Annotated in this window: 15 protein-coding genes; 12 read left to right on the top strand and 3 right to left on the bottom strand. The window is 61.0% G+C overall.

The window, feature by feature from the left end; genetic code table 11:
- Positions 1 to 12: 12 nt before the first annotated feature.
- The 4 genes from ileS to ispH all read left to right on the top strand — a co-directional run bounded on the left by ileS (position 13) and on the right by ispH (position 4,918).
- A complete protein-coding gene (gene ileS, locus IB241_RS07125) occupies positions 13 to 2,844 on the top strand; it encodes an isoleucine--tRNA ligase (protein ID WP_192297756.1) in 2,832 nt (943 codons plus the stop codon).
- Positions 2,837 to 3,346 carry a signal peptidase II gene (gene lspA, locus IB241_RS07120; protein WP_192297755.1) on the top strand — a complete coding sequence of 170 codons (510 nt, stop codon included), beginning with the start codon at positions 2,837 to 2,839 and terminating at the stop codon, positions 3,344 to 3,346. The genes ileS and lspA overlap by 8 nt, the downstream gene beginning before the upstream one ends.
- 7 nt (positions 3,347 to 3,353) lie before the next feature.
- Positions 3,354 to 3,791, top strand: coding sequence for an FKBP-type peptidyl-prolyl cis-trans isomerase (locus IB241_RS07115; protein WP_177325344.1), 438 nt, complete (start codon positions 3,354 to 3,356; stop codon positions 3,789 to 3,791).
- Positions 3,792 to 3,970: 179 nt separating this feature from the next.
- Positions 3,971 to 4,918 carry a 4-hydroxy-3-methylbut-2-enyl diphosphate reductase gene (gene ispH, locus IB241_RS07110; RefSeq protein WP_192297754.1) on the top strand — a complete coding sequence of 316 codons (948 nt, stop codon included), beginning with the start codon at positions 3,971 to 3,973 and terminating at the stop codon, positions 4,916 to 4,918.
- Here ispH and IB241_RS07105 read toward each other — a convergent pair.
- Positions 4,872 to 5,453 carry a GspH/FimT family pseudopilin gene (locus IB241_RS07105; RefSeq protein ID WP_192297753.1) on the bottom strand — a complete coding sequence of 194 codons (582 nt, stop codon included), beginning with the start codon at positions 5,451 to 5,453 and terminating at the stop codon, positions 4,872 to 4,874. The genes ispH and IB241_RS07105 overlap by 47 nt on opposite strands.
- Before the next feature lie 192 nt (positions 5,454 to 5,645).
- On the opposite strand from IB241_RS07105, the gene pilV reads away from it, so the two are divergent.
- The 5 genes from pilV to thiO all read left to right on the top strand — a co-directional run bounded on the left by pilV (position 5,646) and on the right by thiO (position 8,942).
- Positions 5,646 to 6,119, top strand: coding sequence for a type IV pilus modification protein PilV (gene pilV, locus IB241_RS07100; RefSeq protein ID WP_192297841.1), 474 nt, complete (start codon positions 5,646 to 5,648; stop codon positions 6,117 to 6,119).
- On the top strand, positions 6,116 to 6,817 hold the full coding sequence (locus IB241_RS07095) for a prepilin-type N-terminal cleavage/methylation domain-containing protein (RefSeq protein ID WP_192297752.1): 702 nt from the start codon (positions 6,116 to 6,118) through the stop codon (positions 6,815 to 6,817). Before pilV ends, IB241_RS07095 begins: the two co-directional genes overlap by 4 nt.
- 9 nt (positions 6,818 to 6,826) lie before the next feature.
- Positions 6,827 to 7,357, top strand: a complete 531-nt coding sequence (locus IB241_RS07090; protein ID WP_192297751.1) for a PilX N-terminal domain-containing pilus assembly protein — start codon at positions 6,827 to 6,829, stop codon at positions 7,355 to 7,357.
- A gap of 11 nt (positions 7,358 to 7,368) precedes the next feature.
- The gene (locus IB241_RS07085; RefSeq protein ID WP_192297750.1) at positions 7,369 to 7,770 is read left to right on the top strand and encodes a type IV pilin protein; all 402 of its coding nucleotides are present in this window, start codon (positions 7,369 to 7,371) and stop codon (positions 7,768 to 7,770) included.
- A 62-nt stretch (positions 7,771 to 7,832) separates the two neighbouring features.
- Positions 7,833 to 8,942 (top strand): glycine oxidase ThiO, encoded by a 1,110-nt coding sequence (thiO, locus tag IB241_RS07080; protein ID WP_192297749.1) that lies wholly within the window; start codon positions 7,833 to 7,835, stop codon positions 8,940 to 8,942.
- On the opposite strand, the gene IB241_RS07075 is transcribed toward thiO, so the two are convergent.
- Both IB241_RS07075 and IB241_RS07070 read right to left on the bottom strand, forming a co-directional pair.
- On the bottom strand, positions 8,929 to 9,162 hold the full coding sequence (locus IB241_RS07075) for a PP0621 family protein (RefSeq protein WP_192297748.1): 234 nt from the start codon (positions 9,160 to 9,162) through the stop codon (positions 8,929 to 8,931). The two genes, thiO and IB241_RS07075, sit on opposite strands and share 14 nt — an antisense overlap.
- Before the next feature lie 126 nt (positions 9,163 to 9,288).
- Positions 9,289 to 10,314 (bottom strand): outer membrane protein assembly factor BamD, encoded by a 1,026-nt coding sequence (locus IB241_RS07070; protein WP_192297747.1) that lies wholly within the window; start codon positions 10,312 to 10,314, stop codon positions 9,289 to 9,291.
- A gap of 149 nt (positions 10,315 to 10,463) precedes the next feature.
- On the opposite strand from IB241_RS07070, the gene rluD reads away from it, so the two are divergent.
- The 3 genes from rluD (at position 10,464) to clpB (ending at position 14,843) form a co-directional block, all read left to right on the top strand.
- A complete protein-coding gene (gene rluD, locus IB241_RS07065; RefSeq protein ID WP_005784662.1) occupies positions 10,464 to 11,426 on the top strand; it encodes a 23S rRNA pseudouridine(1911/1915/1917) synthase RluD in 963 nt (320 codons plus the stop codon).
- Positions 11,423 to 12,148, top strand: coding sequence for a peptidoglycan editing factor PgeF (pgeF, locus tag IB241_RS07060; RefSeq protein WP_192297746.1), 726 nt, complete (start codon positions 11,423 to 11,425; stop codon positions 12,146 to 12,148). Before rluD ends, pgeF begins: the two co-directional genes overlap by 4 nt.
- A gap of 130 nt (positions 12,149 to 12,278) precedes the next feature.
- Positions 12,279 to 14,843, top strand: a complete 2,565-nt coding sequence (gene clpB / locus IB241_RS07055; protein ID WP_192297745.1) for an ATP-dependent chaperone ClpB — start codon at positions 12,279 to 12,281, stop codon at positions 14,841 to 14,843.
- Positions 14,844 to 15,135: the final 292 nt, after the last annotated feature.

The following is a 15,135-nucleotide window of genomic DNA, read 5'->3' as shown; positions in this document are numbered from 1 at the left end:
GAAGAGCCTTAAATGACCGACTATAAAGCCACGCTAAACCTTCCGGACACCGCCTTCCCAATGAAGGCCGGCCTGCCACAGCGCGAACCGCAGATCCTGCAGCGCTGGGACAGTATTGGCCTGTACGGAAAGTTGCGCGAGATTGGCAAGGATCGTCCGAAATTCGTCCTGCACGACGGCCCTCCTTATGCCAACGGCACGATTCACATCGGTCATGCGCTGAACAAGATTCTCAAGGACATGATCCTGCGCTCGAAAACCCTGTCGGGCTTCGACGCGCCGTACGTGCCGGGTTGGGACTGCCACGGCCTGCCGATCGAACACAAGGTCGAAGTGACCCACGGCAAGAACCTGGGCGCGGATAAAACCCGCGAACTGTGCCGTGCCTACGCCACCGAGCAGATCGAAGGGCAGAAGTCCGAATTCATCCGCCTGGGCGTGCTGGGCGAGTGGGACAACCCCTACAAGACCATGAACTTCAAGAACGAGGCCGGTGAAATCCGCGCCTTGGCCGAAATCGTCAAAGGCGGTTTCGTGTTCAAGGGCCTCAAGCCCGTGAACTGGTGCTTCGACTGCGGTTCGGCCCTGGCCGAAGCGGAAGTCGAGTACGAAGACAAGAAGTCCTCGACCATCGACGTGGCCTTCCCGATTGCCGACGACGCCAAGCTGGCCGAGGCCTTTGGCCTGGCATCGCTGGCCAAACCCGCCGCCATCGTGATCTGGACCACCACCCCGTGGACCATCCCTGCCAACCAGGCGTTGAACGTGCACCCGGAATTCACCTACGCCCTGGTGGACGTCGGTGATCGCCTGCTGGTACTGGCCGAGGAAATGGTTGAGGCCTGCCTGGCCCGTTACGAACTGCAGGGTTCGGTCATCGCGACCACCACCGGCACAGCGCTGGAACTGATCAATTTCCGTCACCCGTTCTACGACCGTCTGTCGCCGGTTTACCTGGCCGACTATGTTGAGCTGGGTTCGGGCACGGGCGTGGTTCACTGCTCGCCAGCCTACGGCGTAGACGACTTTGTGATCTGCAAGAAGTACGGCCTGGTCAACGATGACATCATCAACCCCGTGCAAAGCAACGGCGTCTACGCGACTTCGCTGGAGTTTTTCGGCGGCCAGTTCATCTTCAAGGCCGACCAGCCGATCATCGAGAAGCTGCGTGAAGTCGGTGCGCTGATGCAAACCGCGACCATCCAGCACAGCTACATGCACTGCTGGCGCCACAAGACCCCGCTGATCTACCGCGCCACCGCGCAGTGGTTCATCGGCATGGACAAAGAGCCGGCCAGCGGTGACACCCTGCGCAACCGCGCAATCAAAGCCATCGAAGACACCAAGTTTGTCCCGGCCTGGGGCCAGGCGCGCCTGCACTCGATGATCGCCAACCGCCCGGACTGGTGCATCTCCCGCCAGCGTAACTGGGGCGTGCCGATCCCGTTCTTCCTGAACAAGGAAAGCGGCGAACTGCACCCACGCACCGTCGAGCTGATGGAAATCGTTGCCCAGCGTGTTGAACAGGAAGGTATCGAAGCCTGGTTCAAGATGGACGCGGCCGAGCTGTTGGGCGACGAAGCGCCGCAGTACGACAAGATCAGTGACACCCTCGACGTGTGGTTCGACTCGGGTACCACTCACTGGCACGTCCTGCGCGGCTCGCACCCGATGGGTCACGAGACCGGCCCGCGTGCCGACCTGTACCTGGAAGGCTCGGACCAGCACCGTGGCTGGTTCCACTCGTCCCTGCTGACCGGTTGCGCCATCGACGACCACGCCCCGTACCGCGAACTGCTGACCCACGGCTTCACCGTCGACGAGACGGGTCGCAAGATGTCCAAGTCGCTGAAAAACGTGATCGAGCCGAAAAAGATCAATGACACCCTGGGCGCCGACATCATGCGTCTTTGGGTAGCGTCGACCGACTATTCGGGCGAAATCGCCGTGTCGGACCAGATCCTGGCCCGTAGCGCCGATGCCTACCGTCGCATCCGTAATACCGCACGCTTCCTGCTGTCGAACCTGACCGGCTTCAACCCGGCCACCGACATCCTGCCGGCCGAGGACATGCTCGCCCTGGACCGTTGGGCCGTGGACCGTACCCTGTTGCTGCAGCGCGAGTTGCAGGAAAGCTACGGTGAATACCGCTTCTGGAACGTGTACTCGAAGATCCACAACTTCTGCGTGCAGGAGCTGGGTGGTTTCTACCTCGACATCATCAAGGACCGCCAGTACACCACCGGCGCCAACAGCAAGGCGCGCCGCTCGGCGCAGACCGCGCTGTACCACATCAGCGAAGCACTGGTGCGCTGGATCGCGCCGATCCTGGCCTTCACCGCCGACGAACTGTGGGAATACCTGCCGGGCGAGCGTAACGAGTCCGTGATGCTCAACACCTGGTACGAAGGCCTGACCGAACTGCCGGCCGACTTCGAACTGGGCCGCGAGTACTGGGAAGGCGTGATGGCCGTCAAGGTCGCGGTGAACAAGGAGCTGGAAGTGCAGCGTGCGGCCAAGGCCGTCGGTGGCAACCTGCAAGCCGAAGTCACCCTGTTCGCCGAGGAAGGCTTGAGCGCCGACCTGGCCAAGCTGAGCAACGAACTGCGTTTCGTGCTGATCACCTCCACTGCGAGCCTGGCACCCTTCGCCCAGGCTCCAACGGATGCGGTCGCTACCGAAGTTCCAGGCCTGAAGCTCAAAGTGGTCAAGTCGGCCTTCGCCAAGTGCGCCCGTTGCTGGCACTGCCGTGAAGACGTCGGCGTGAACCCTGAGCATCCGGAGATCTGTGGTCGTTGCGTCGACAACATCTCGGGCGCTGGCGAGGTTCGCCACTATGCCTAACGCCAGTCGTTTCGGACGTCTGGGTTGGCTCGTACTGAGCGTGCTGGTCCTGGTCATCGACCAGGTCAGCAAGGCTCATTTCGAAGGCTCCTTGCAGATGTTCCAGCAGATCGTGGTCATCCCGGATTACTTCAGCTGGACCCTGGCCTACAACACCGGTGCTGCTTTCAGCTTCCTGGCTGATGGTGGCGGCTGGCAGCGCTGGCTGTTCGCCCTGATCGCCGTTGTGGTCAGTGCGGTGCTGGTGGTGTGGCTCAAGCGCCTGGGCCGCGATGACACCTGGCTGGCTGTCGCCCTGGCTCTGGTGCTGGGCGGCGCGCTGGGCAATCTTTACGACCGCATTGCCCTGGGCCATGTGATCGACTTCATTCTGGTGCATTGGCAGAACCGCTGGTATTTCCCGGCGTTCAACTTTGCCGACAGCGCCATCACCGTCGGTGCAATCATGCTGGCGTTGGACATGTTCAAAAGTAAGAAAACCGGAGAGACCGTCAATGACTGATCAGGTATTGGCTGAGCAACGCATCGGCCAGAACACGGAAGTCACCTTGCATTTCGCACTGCGCCTGGAGAATGGCGACACGGTCGACAGCACGTTCGACAAAGCCCCGGCCACCTTCAAGGTCGGCGACGGCAACCTGCTGCCGGGTTTCGAAGCGGCCCTGTTCGGCTTCAAGGCTGGCGACAAGCGCAACCTGCAGATCCTGCCGGAAAACGCCTTTGGCCAGCCCAACCCGCAAAACGTACAGATCATCCCGCGTTCGCAGTTCGAAGGCATGGACCTTTCGGAAGGCTTGCTGGTGATCTTCAATGACGCGGCGAACACCGAATTGCCTGGCGTGGTGAAAACCTTCGATGACACGCAAGTAACCATCGACTTCAACCACCCGTTGGCCGGTAAAACCTTGACCTTTGACGTTGAAATCATCGACGTTAAAGCGCTCTGATCAACGACACGGTTAAAAATGTGGGAGCGGGCTTGCTCGCGAATGCTGAGTGTCAGTCAACAGATGTATTTACTGACCCACCGCATTCGCGAGCAAGCCCGCTCCCACCTTTGATCTCTACTGTCAGGTGGGTTGGCGTCTAGCTTGAACCCAAGTGGCTGCAAGACACGAGGCACAGCATGCAAATCAAACTCGCCAACCCCCGTGGCTTCTGCGCCGGCGTGGACCGTGCGATCGAAATCGTCAACCGCGCCCTGGAAGTCTTCGGGCCGCCGATTTACGTGCGCCATGAAGTTGTCCACAACAAGTTCGTGGTCGAAGACCTGCGCGCACGCGGCGCCATCTTTGTCGAAGAGCTGGATCAGGTGCCGGACGACGTGATCGTCATCTTCAGCGCCCACGGTGTTTCCCAGGCAGTGCGTACCGAAGCGGCAGGCCGTGGCCTGAAAGTCTTCGATGCCACCTGCCCGCTGGTGACCAAGGTGCATATCGAAGTGGCGCGCTATAGCCGTGACGGCCGTGAGTGCATCCTGATCGGCCACGCCGGGCACCCGGAAGTCGAAGGCACCATGGGCCAGTACGATGCCAGCAATGGCGGCACCATCTACCTGGTGGAGGACGAAAAAGACGTCGCCAACCTGCAGGTGCGCAACCCCGAGCGCCTGGCATTCGTGACCCAGACGACCTTGTCCATGGACGACACCAGCCGGGTGATCGACGCCCTGCGCAGCCGCTTCCCGGCCATCGGTGGCCCGCGTAAAGATGACATCTGCTACGCCACGCAAAACCGCCAGGACGCGGTCAAGCAACTGGCCGACGAGTGCGATGTGGTCCTGGTGGTCGGCAGCCCCAACAGCTCCAACTCCAACCGCCTGCGGGAGTTGGCCGAACGCATGGCCACGCCGGCGTACCTGATCGACGGCGCAGAAGACATGCAGCGCAGCTGGTTCGATGGTGTCGAGCGTATCGGCATCACCGCCGGTGCCTCGGCTCCGGAAGTATTGGTGCGTGGTGTGATCCAGCAACTGCACGCATGGGGTGCCACTGGCGCCGATGAGTTGGCTGGTCGTGAAGAAAACATCACTTTCTCCATGCCCAAGGAGCTGCGGGTTCGCTCGCTGCTCTGAGCGCCAGGCTGCCGGAGTAGCTCCGGCACAGCGCCTGCTCGGCCCTGTCGCTGCGCAGGCTGATGCGCCCGCTGGGCGCCAGCACCACTTGGTAAAGGCTCTCCGCCTGGTCCGTGGTACATACGTGTACCGTCCCTGCCCGAAACCCTCCGCCTGAAAAGACCGGTTCGCCCAGCCCGCTGAAGCGGACTTGGTTCTTCACTGGCCCATTGCCGACCATCGGCACCTGTCCGCTGTCCTGGTGCTCCAGCAGCACCGGGTTGTCCTCGTCCAGGTGGCCGCGCCCGCTCAGATCCAATATCACCCGCCAGCCCCGGCTCCAATCATCGCCCAGCGCGTGAATCACCACCGCCCGGTTGTGTGCAATGGCCTCGGTGCGGGCAAAGCGCAGCCCTCCCACTAGCGACTGTGCTGCGCTGTGTCGTTGTTGCGATTGCAGAAGATGCTTGAAGCTGGGGACCGCCAGGTGCGCCAGGATGCCGCTCACGATCAGCGCGAGCAGCAATTCAATCAAGGTGAAACCTCGCTGTTTCATCGGTCATCCCTCCATGGATTTGGGTGCAGTGATAGGTATAGCGCCCAGTCCGTGGCGCTGGATGATGGCCTTTTTGTCCAAAGTATTTCCCTTTGTTCCGGCAGCGGCACGCGGTAAAAACCGCCGCTAGTCTTGGTTCGCACAGCAGAATTTGCCTGCTTTTTTTGGCCCTCGACACGGATGACGATGGTGATGCCCGCCTGCCCCAACAATGTTTTTTCCCATGCTTCACGTCGATGCCAAACCGGCACGACACTGATCGAAGTGCTGGTTGCGCTGTCGATCCTCACGATCGGTCTGCTGGGGGCGGCGCTTATCCAGCTCAATGCGCTCAAGTACACCGACAGCTCGAGGATGGCCAGCCAGGCGAGTTTTATCGCGTACGACATGCTTGACCGGATCCGCGCCAATTCCACCGCTGACTACACCTGGGGACGCGCCGAGCGCGCCCCGCTCAGCAGCCCTTCCTCCAGCGTGCGTGACCTGGACCTGCATGATTTCGAAGCCAATATCCGCGGCTTTGCCGGAGAGAGCGCCAAAGGCTCGGTGGTGGTCAGCGATGATCAAGTCACCGTCAGCATCACTTGGGACGACAGTCGGGGCACCCATACCCCGGGCGCCCGTGAAACATTCACGCTGACCAGCCGTATGGCGGGCGCGCAATGAAGCGTCATGTGCGAGGTTTTAGTCTGGTGGAACTGCTGCTGGCACTGGCCGTTGGTCTGGTGCTGGTGCTCGGGGCCAGCCAAGTCGCGGTCAGCGCTCGCATGACACACGCCAGCCAGCAGGCAGCCATGCTGCTGCAGGACGATGCGCGGTTTGTCCTGGGCAAGATGGTTCAGGATATTCGCCAGGCCGGCATGTTCGGCTGCCTGGCCACGGCGTTTATCGACAACGCCCCGCCGGCCTTTGATCGGCCAGTGGGCTGGAGCGCCGGTAGCGGGTCAACGGCGCTGATGTTGGTGACGGCTGATGTCGCTGGTGGCACGCCGGACTGGACGGTGCTTTCAGACTGCACCGCAAGCGCCCAGGCTTACGCTGCGCACGGACCGGCGCCTGCTCCCGGGCAGATTCGTTTTGCGATACGCCAACTCACCTACACATTCGAGGCGGGCCAGTTGAAGGTCAGTACGCCCACCGCACCGGCCAAGGCCGTGCTGGTGGATAACGTGCGCAATTTCGAGATCAGTTTTGGTTTGGCCGCCAAGCCGGAGTCGCCTGGTGTGGTGCGTTACGACACCAGCCCCGGGGACGAGTCGTTGATCCGCAGTGTGCGCATCCGGATGACGCTGCAAGACCCTTCCGGGCGGGTAAAGGATCAAACCTACAGCGTCGTCGCCGCGCTACGAAACCGTCTGGGGTAGGGCGCGAGCATGGAAATGACTCAACGTATTGGTGTACGGCAGGCGGGGATGGTCCTGCTGATCAGCCTGGTGTTTCTGCTGCTGTTGTCGCTGATCGGCCTGTCTTCGATGCAAGGCGCGGTGTCCCAGCAAAAGATGGCAGCCAGCCTCTGGCATCGCAATCAGTCGCTGCAAAGTGCCGAGAGTGGCCTGAGGTTGGGGGAGTCCAACGTGCAACGGGCGTTTGCCGCCTTGCCGGTGTGCCAGTCGGTTGCCACCTGTGCGCCCCCGGGTGAAGCGCTTCTATTGATTGGCGCTGGGGCGAACCCGGTTTCTGGCGTTGACTGGATCGCGCTCAAGGGCGGTTTCTACGGCATTCAGTCCCTTGGGGAAGCGGTGGGGCTGGCGCATTTGCCCCCGCAGGCTGTGGCCAATGTGTATCGGGTGACGGCTGTCGGGCTCAGCGGCCAATCACGCACGGTGCTGGAGAGCGTGTATGCGCGGCTTATGGAGGAGGGCGGCCCACGGTTTCGGCGGGTAGCGTGGCGGCAGGTTCAATAAGGAGTGGTGTGATGGGCAGGGATAGCCAGGGTTTTACGCTGATCGAATTACTGATCGCCGTGGCGATCATCGGGTTGCTGGCCGGGATCGTTTACCCCAGCTACACCGGCCATATAAAAAAGGTTTATCGCGCAGAAATCGTCGCCCTGCTGAACGAGCAGGCCCAGCATCTGGAACGTTTTTATACGAGCAACGGTACTTTTATTGACGCCAGCGGCATCAGTGCGGGCAATGATCGCTATAGAATCACCGCTGCATTGAACCCTCAGGATTTCCGCCTGGTGGCTACGCCAGCCGTCGACTCGGTGATGGCCGGCGACCCTTGCGGCGACTTCAGCCTGACCAGCACCGGCGCCCGGGCCAACCCTGGCGCAGCGCCGGACATGTCGCGCAAGCTGTGCTGGGGGCAGTGATGAGAGTGCTGGAAGATTGGGCGCCGGGTGCGCTTGTCCCTATTTATCGGCTGGATCAAATGATGGCTAAGCAACAGCAGGTGGTGGTTGTCGGTGGTGGCGTAATCGGCTTGTTGACGGCGTTCAACCTGGCCTCTCAGGGGCAGGCGGTGGTGCTGCTGGAGCGTGCGGGCGTGGGGCAGGAGTCGTCCTGGGCCGGCGGCGGTATTGTTTCGCCGTTGTACCCGTGGCGCTACAGCCCGGCGGTCACCGCGCTGGCCCATTGGTCGCAGGATTTTTATCCACAGTTGGCGCAGCGCCTGTTTGCTACGACTGGTGTTGACCCGGAGGTGCATACCACCGGCTTGTACTGGCTCGACCTGGATGATGAGGCCGAAGCGCTTGCCTGGGCTGCACGCGAAGGTCGTCCTTTGAGCAAGGTGGATGTCTGCGCCGCCCATGACGCGGTGCCGGTGCTGGGCAGCGGATATTCCCAGGCGGTGTTCATGGCCAACGTGGCCAACGTGCGCAATCCGCGGCTGGTCAAGTCGCTCAAGGCGGCGCTGTTGGCGCTGCCGGGCGTGACGCTCCATGAGCAGTGCGAAGTGAGCGGGTTTATTCGGGAGGGTGAGCGTGTGATCGGCGTGAACACACCGAGTGGCCCGGTCCTGGGTGATCAGGTGGTGCTGGCGGCGGGGGCGTGGAGCGGTGAGTTGCTCGGCACCCTGGGGCTGTCGCTGCCGGTAGAGCCGGTCAAGGGGCAGATGATTCTGTACAAATGCGCGTCGGACTTTTTGTCGTGCATGGTCCTGGCCAAGGGGCGTTATGCGATCCCTCGGCGTGATGGACATATCTTGATTGGCAGCACATTAGAGCATGAAGGTTTCGACAAGACGCCAACCGAAGCGGCACTGGAAAGCCTCAAGGCTTCAGCGGTGGAGTTGATCCCCGCGTTGGCCGACGCCGAGGTGGTGGGGCATTGGGCCGGCTTGCGTCCGGGGTCGCCGGAAGGCATTCCATATATTGGCCAGGTGCCGGGTTTCAACGGTTTGTGGCTCAACTGCGGGCATTATCGCAACGGCCTGGTGCTCGCTCCGGCGTCCTGCCAGTTGTTTGTGGATCTGCTGCTGGGACGTGCGCCGATCATCGACCCGGCGCCGTACGCTCCCGACGGTCGGATCAACGCTGGATAGACTTCGGCCCTTGCTCCAGATGCGCCTGGGTGCAGTACCACTCCTGGCGTGAGTTCAATGCGCGATCCTGCGGCAGGTGCACGCCGCAGTGGGCGCAGCGCACCATCAATGCCGCGTCGGGCTCGGCGGAGCGCTGCTGTTTGGCAGCCGGGCTTTTGAATTTACGCCAGAACCATACTGCGGCGGCAATGACGGCAATCCAGAACAGTAGACGAACCATGATGGGCAGCTTCTCGACAAGGAATGCGCCAGTTTAGCCAAGGACATGGCAGGCGCACAGCGCAATAATGCTTGCCCACAAAAAAGGGAGCCCCCAAGGGCTCCCTTTTTGCGTTGCGTCAACAGATCAGTCGAACACACCGAAGGTCATGTAGCTGAACCACGAGCGGTCCTGATTGTTGCCCAGGGCTTGCGGGGCTTCTTCTTCGATCACGTCGCCGTTCTCGTCGTGGGGCTTGAGCTCCGAAGGAATCGCTTCCTTGGCATCCTGGAACTGCTTCATCACGTCCTGGTTGGCGCGGGTTTCGCCCGGCGGCAGCGGTGGACGGGACTCGATCAGGCCCAGGGTGTACTTGCTCAGCCACGAGCGGTTGTCCGCTTCGGCGACCTGGGGTACGAACTGGCCGTCCTTCAGGCTTGGGTGATCCGGGTAGTTGAGCTTCAGGGTTTCCAGGCTGGTGGTGGCCAGAGCGTCCAGGTGCAGGCGCTGGTAAGCCTCGGTCATCACGGCCAGGCCGTCACCGACGGACGGGGTTTCCTGGAAGTTCTCCACGACATAGCGACCACGGTTGGCGGCAGCGACATAGGCCTGACGGGTCAGGTAGTAGTGGGCCACGTGGATCTCGTAGGACGCCAGCAGGTTGCGCAGGTAGATCATGCGCTGCTTGGCGTCCGGCGCGTAGCGGCTGTTCGGGTAGCGGCTGGTCAGCTGGGCGAACTCGTTGTAGGAGTCGCGGGCAGCGCCTGGGTCACGCTTGGTCATGTCCAGCGGCAGGAAGCGCGCCAGCAGGCCGACGTCCTGGTCAAACGAGGTCAAGCCCTTGAGGTAGTAGGCGTAGTCAACGTTCGGGTGCTGTGGGTGCAGGCGGATAAAACGCTCGGCGGCGGACTTGGCGGCTTCCGGCTCGGCGTTCTTGTAGTTGGCGTAGATCAACTCAAGCTGGGCCTGGTCGGCGTAGCGCCCGAACGGATAGCGCGACTCCAGTGCCTTCAGCTTCGCTGTGGCGCTGGTGTAGCTATTATTGTCCAAGTCTTTCTGAGCCAGTTGGTACAACTCGACTTCGCTCAGGTTTTCGTCGACGACTTCCTTTGTTGACGAGCAAGCAGCAGTCATGGCGAGGATGGCGATCAGCAGCAGGTGTTTCACTTGCATGGCGGCTTGCGTCCCTATGACGGCCGCTGTCTTGGGCGGGGCCGTCCTGTTATGATGAGCGCCCCGTTGAAAGCCTCGGGGCAAAAGACGCCGTATTTAACCACAAGCGCGCAGCCGAAACCAAAGGCTGTGCCACGCCTAGTCTGAGCATGTCCGATAAAATTGAACTTCGCGCAGAGGTGCCGTCCGAATTGGGCGGCCAACGCCTCGATCAAGTCGCCGCACAATTATTCGCTGAGCACTCGCGCTCGCGCCTTTCCGCCTGGATCAAAGACGGCCGCCTGACTGTGGATGGAGCGGTTATCCGCCCGCGAGACATAGTCCATGGCGGTGCGATTCTTGAGCTGACTGCCGAGCAGGAAGCCCAGGGAGAATGGGTCGCCCAGGACATCGAGCTGGACATCGTCTATGAAGACGACGACATCCTGGTCATCAACAAACCCGCAGGCCTGGTGGTTCACCCGGCAGCCGGGCACGCTGATGGCACTTTGCTCAATGCCCTGTTGCACCACGTGCCGGACATCATCAATGTCCCGCGCTGCGGCATCGTGCACCGTTTGGACAAAGACACCACCGGCTTGATGGTGGTGGCCAAGACCATTCAGGCGCAGACGCAGCTGGTCACACAACTGCAGAGCCGCAGCGTCAGCCGGATCTACGAGTGCATCGTGATCGGCGTCGTGGTGGCCGGTGGCAAGATCAACGCGCCGATCGGTCGTCACGGCCAGCAGCGCCAGCGTATGGCGGTGATGGAAGGCGGCAAGCAAGCCGTCAGCCACTACCGTGTGCTGGAGCGTTTCCGTTCCCACACCCACGTGCGGGTCAAGCTGGAAACCGGTCGTACCCACCAGATTCGTGTGCACATGGCCCACATCAACTTCCCGTTGGTCGGGGATCCGGCCTACGGCGGTCGCTTCCGCATTCCGCCAGCGGCGAGTCAGACCATGGTTGAGTCGCTGAAGTCGTTCCCGCGCCAGGCGCTGCATGCACGCTTCCTGGAACTGGATCATCCGACGAGCGGTAAGCGGATGAGCTGGGAATCGCCTCTACCAGACGATCTGGTCTGGTTGTTGTCGTTGCTCAAGCAGGATCGCGAGGCGTTTATCGGATGAGTGACTGGCTGATTCCTGACTGGCCCGCGCCGGCTCGGGTAAAGGCCTGCGTCACCACCCGTGCGGGCGGCGTCAGTCTGGCGCCGTTCGACAGCCTCAACCTGGGCGATCACGTCGAGGACAGCCTGGAGGCCGTCCTCGAGAATCGCCGCCGTCTGAGCGATGCGTTCGATGTCCGGCCGGCCTGGCTGCGTCAGGTTCATGGTGTGACCGTGGTCGAAGCCGACCCAGGCCGCACCGCTGAAGCCGATGGCAGTTGGACCAGCACCCCAGGTATCGCCTGCACGTCCATGACTGCCGATTGCCTGCCCGCGTTGTTCTGCAACCGTGCCGGTACTCGCGTCGCCGCAGCCCATGCCGGTTGGCGTGGCCTCGCGGCTGGCGTGCTGGAAGCCGCTTTTGAAAGCCTGGATGCCGAACCCGGCGAGGTTCTGGTCTGGCTCGGCCCGGCCATTGGTCCGCAAGCGTTTGAAGTCGGCCCGGAAGTGCGGGAAGCCTTCATGCAGCAATTGCCGGTCACCGCCGAAGCTTTCGTGCCCAGTCGCAACCCCGGCAAGTTCATGGCCGACATCTATAAGCTCGCGCGCCTGCGCCTTGCCGCACGCGGTGTAACTGCTGTTTATGGTGGCGGTTTCTGCACCGTGACCGATCCGCGCTTCTTTTCTTACCGCCGCAGTCCTCGCACTGGTCGGTTTGCCTCCCTTATCTGGCTTGCACGCTAGACTCTTCTGACCCAGGTCAACTGTCCGACGCTTGAAACTCCCAGAATCCACCCCATCTATAAGGGTATCTGGCAGGTTTCTTCATTCAGGATGTTTTATAGCTCCGGCCTGCTCAAAAGGAAGGTGACTAATGCGTATTGATCGTTTAACCAGCAAATTACAGTTGGCATTATCTGACTCTCAATCCCTGGCGGTGGGCCTCGACCATCCGGCCATTGAGCCTGCGCACTTGATGCAGGCGCTCCTGGAGCAGCAAGGTGGTTCTATCAAGCCCTTGCTGATGCAGGTGGGCTTCGACGTCAACAGCCTGCGCAAGGAGTTGAGCAAAGAGCTCGACCAATTGCCGAAAATCCAAAATCCGACCGGCGACGTGAATATGTCCCAGGACTTGGCGCGCCTGCTTAACCAAGCGGACCGCCTGGCCCAGCAAAAGGGCGACCAGTTCATCTCCAGCGAACTGGTGCTGCTCGCCGCCATGGACGAAAACAGCAAACTCGGCAAGTTGTTGCTGGGCCAGGGCGTGAGCAAGAAAGCCCTGGAAAACGCCATCAACAACCTGCGTGGCGGCGACGCGGTGAACGACCCCAATCATGAGGAGTCGCGCCAGGCCCTGGACAAATACACCGTCGACCTGACCAAGCGCGCCGAAGACGGCAAGCTTGACCCGGTGATCGGGCGTGACGATGAAATCCGTCGCACCATCCAGGTCCTGCAACGTCGCACCAAGAACAACCCGGTGCTGATCGGTGAGCCTGGCGTGGGTAAAACCGCGATTGCCGAAGGTCTGGCCCAGCGCATCATCAATGGTGAAGTGCCGGACGGCCTTAAAGGCAAGCGCCTGCTGTCCCTGGACATGGGGGCGTTGATCGCTGGCGCCAAGTTCCGTGGTGAGTTCGAAGAGCGCCTCAAATCCCTGCTGAATGAACTGTCGAAGCAGGAAGGGCAGATCATTCTGTTTATCGACGAACTGCACACCATGGTCGGCGCTGGTAAAGGCGAGGGCTCGATGGATGCGGGCAACATGCTCAAGCCAGCGTTGGCGCGGGGTGAGTTGCATTGTGTCGGTGCCACTACGCTCAACGAGTATCGCCAGTACATTGAAAAGGACGCGGCCCTTGAACGTCGCTTCCAGAAAGTGCTGGTGGAAGAGCCGAGCGAAGAAGACACCATCGCGATCCTGCGTGGCCTGAAAGAGCGTTATGAGGTCCACCACAAAGTGGCCATCACTGACGGCGCGATCATTGCGGCGGCGAAATTGAGCCATCGCTATATCACCGACCGGCAGTTGCCCGACAAGGCCATCGACTTGATCGACGAAGCGGCCAGCCGCATTCGCATGGAGATTGACTCCAAGCCGGAAGTGCTCGACCGTCTGGATCGGCGTCTGATTCAACTTAAAGTTGAATCCCAGGCCCTGAAGAAAGAAGAGGACGACGCGGCGAAGAAACGCCTGGAAAAACTCCAGGAAGAAATCGTCCGTCTGGAACGCGAGTATTCGGACCTGGAAGAAATCTGGACTTCGGAAAAAGCCGAAGTGCAGGGCTCTGCGCAGATCCAGCAGAAAATCGAGCAGTCCCGCCAGGAGCTGGAAGCAGCGCGCCGTAAAGGCGACCTGAACCGCATGGCCGAGTTGCAGTACGGGGTGATCCCGGACCTGGAACGCAGCCTGCAAATGGTCGACCAGCATGGCCACAGCGAGAACCAGTTGCTGCGCAGCAAGGTGACCGAGGAAGAAATTGCCGAAGTCGTCTCGAAGTGGACCGGCATTCCAGTGTCGAAAATGCTCGAAGGCGAGCGCGACAAGCTGCTGAAGATGGAAAGCCTGTTGCACCAGCGTGTGATTGGCCAGGAAGAAGCCGTGGTGGCTGTGTCCAACGCGGTACGGCGTTCGCGGGCCGGGTTGTCCGACCCGAACCGTCCGAGCGGCTCGTTCATGTTCCTCGGCCCAACCGGCGTGGGTAAGACCGAGTTGTGCAAGGCCTTGGCCGAGTTCCTCTTTGATACTGAAGAGGCCATGGTGCGGATCGATATGTCCGAATTCATGGAGAAACACTCGGTGGCTCGCTTGATCGGTGCGCCACCAGGCTATGTGGGCTACGAGGAAGGTGGCTACCTGACCGAAGCCGTGCGGCGTAAGCCTTACTCGGTGATCCTGCTGGACGAGGTCGAGAAGGCCCACCCGGACGTGTTCAACGTGTTGCTGCAGGTGTTGGAAGATGGCCGGCTGACGGACAGCCACGGACGTACCGTGGACTTCCGCAACACGGTGATCGTGATGACCTCCAACCTGGGCTCTGCGCAGATCCAGGAGTTGGTCGGAGATCGTGAAGGCCAGCGTGCTGCGGTGATGGATGCGCTGACCAGTCACTTCCGCCCGGAATTTATCAACCGGGTCGATGAAGTGGTGATCTTCGAGCCTCTGGCGCGGGATCAGATCGCTGGTATCACGGAGATCCAGCTGGGTCGTCTGCGCAGCCGCCTCGCCGAGCGCGAGCTGGACCTGGTGCTGAGCAGCGAGGCGTTGGACAAGTTGATCGCGGTTGGTTACGACCCGGTGTATGGCGCACGGCCTCTGAAACGTGCGATCCAGCGCTGGATCGAGAACCCGCTGGCGCAGCTGATCCTGTCGGGCAGCTTCATGCCTGGCACCAGCGTCGAAGCGACCGTGGAAAACGACGAAATCGTCTTCCACTAAGCCTCTACACTGGCGTAATAAAAGAAGGCCCCGCATCGCGGGGCCTTTTTTTTTCGATAGGGCGTTGAACTGTAAGGAAAAGGCTTGTAAAGTGCGCCCCGCAGCAACGTCAGCCCACGGGTTTCTTCTCCCCAAGAAGAAATCAGAAACAAGCGCAAATCATTGTCTTAAAAGCAATTTAAAGGGTTGACAGGGGTTTTTAAGATTGTAGAATAGCGCGCCTCAGACACGACAACGTAGCGATACGGAAGCGTCGAAGAGAAGGTTACACCGCAGTAGAAGTTGTACGTTG

Origin of the sequence: Pseudomonas sp. PDM05, assembly GCF_014851685.1 — a bacterium.
In the GTDB taxonomy this organism is placed as follows: domain Bacteria; phylum Pseudomonadota; class Gammaproteobacteria; order Pseudomonadales; family Pseudomonadaceae; genus Aquipseudomonas.
The sequence above is the reverse complement of the archived record's forward strand: the minus strand, read 5'-3'. Positions and strand labels throughout refer to the sequence as shown.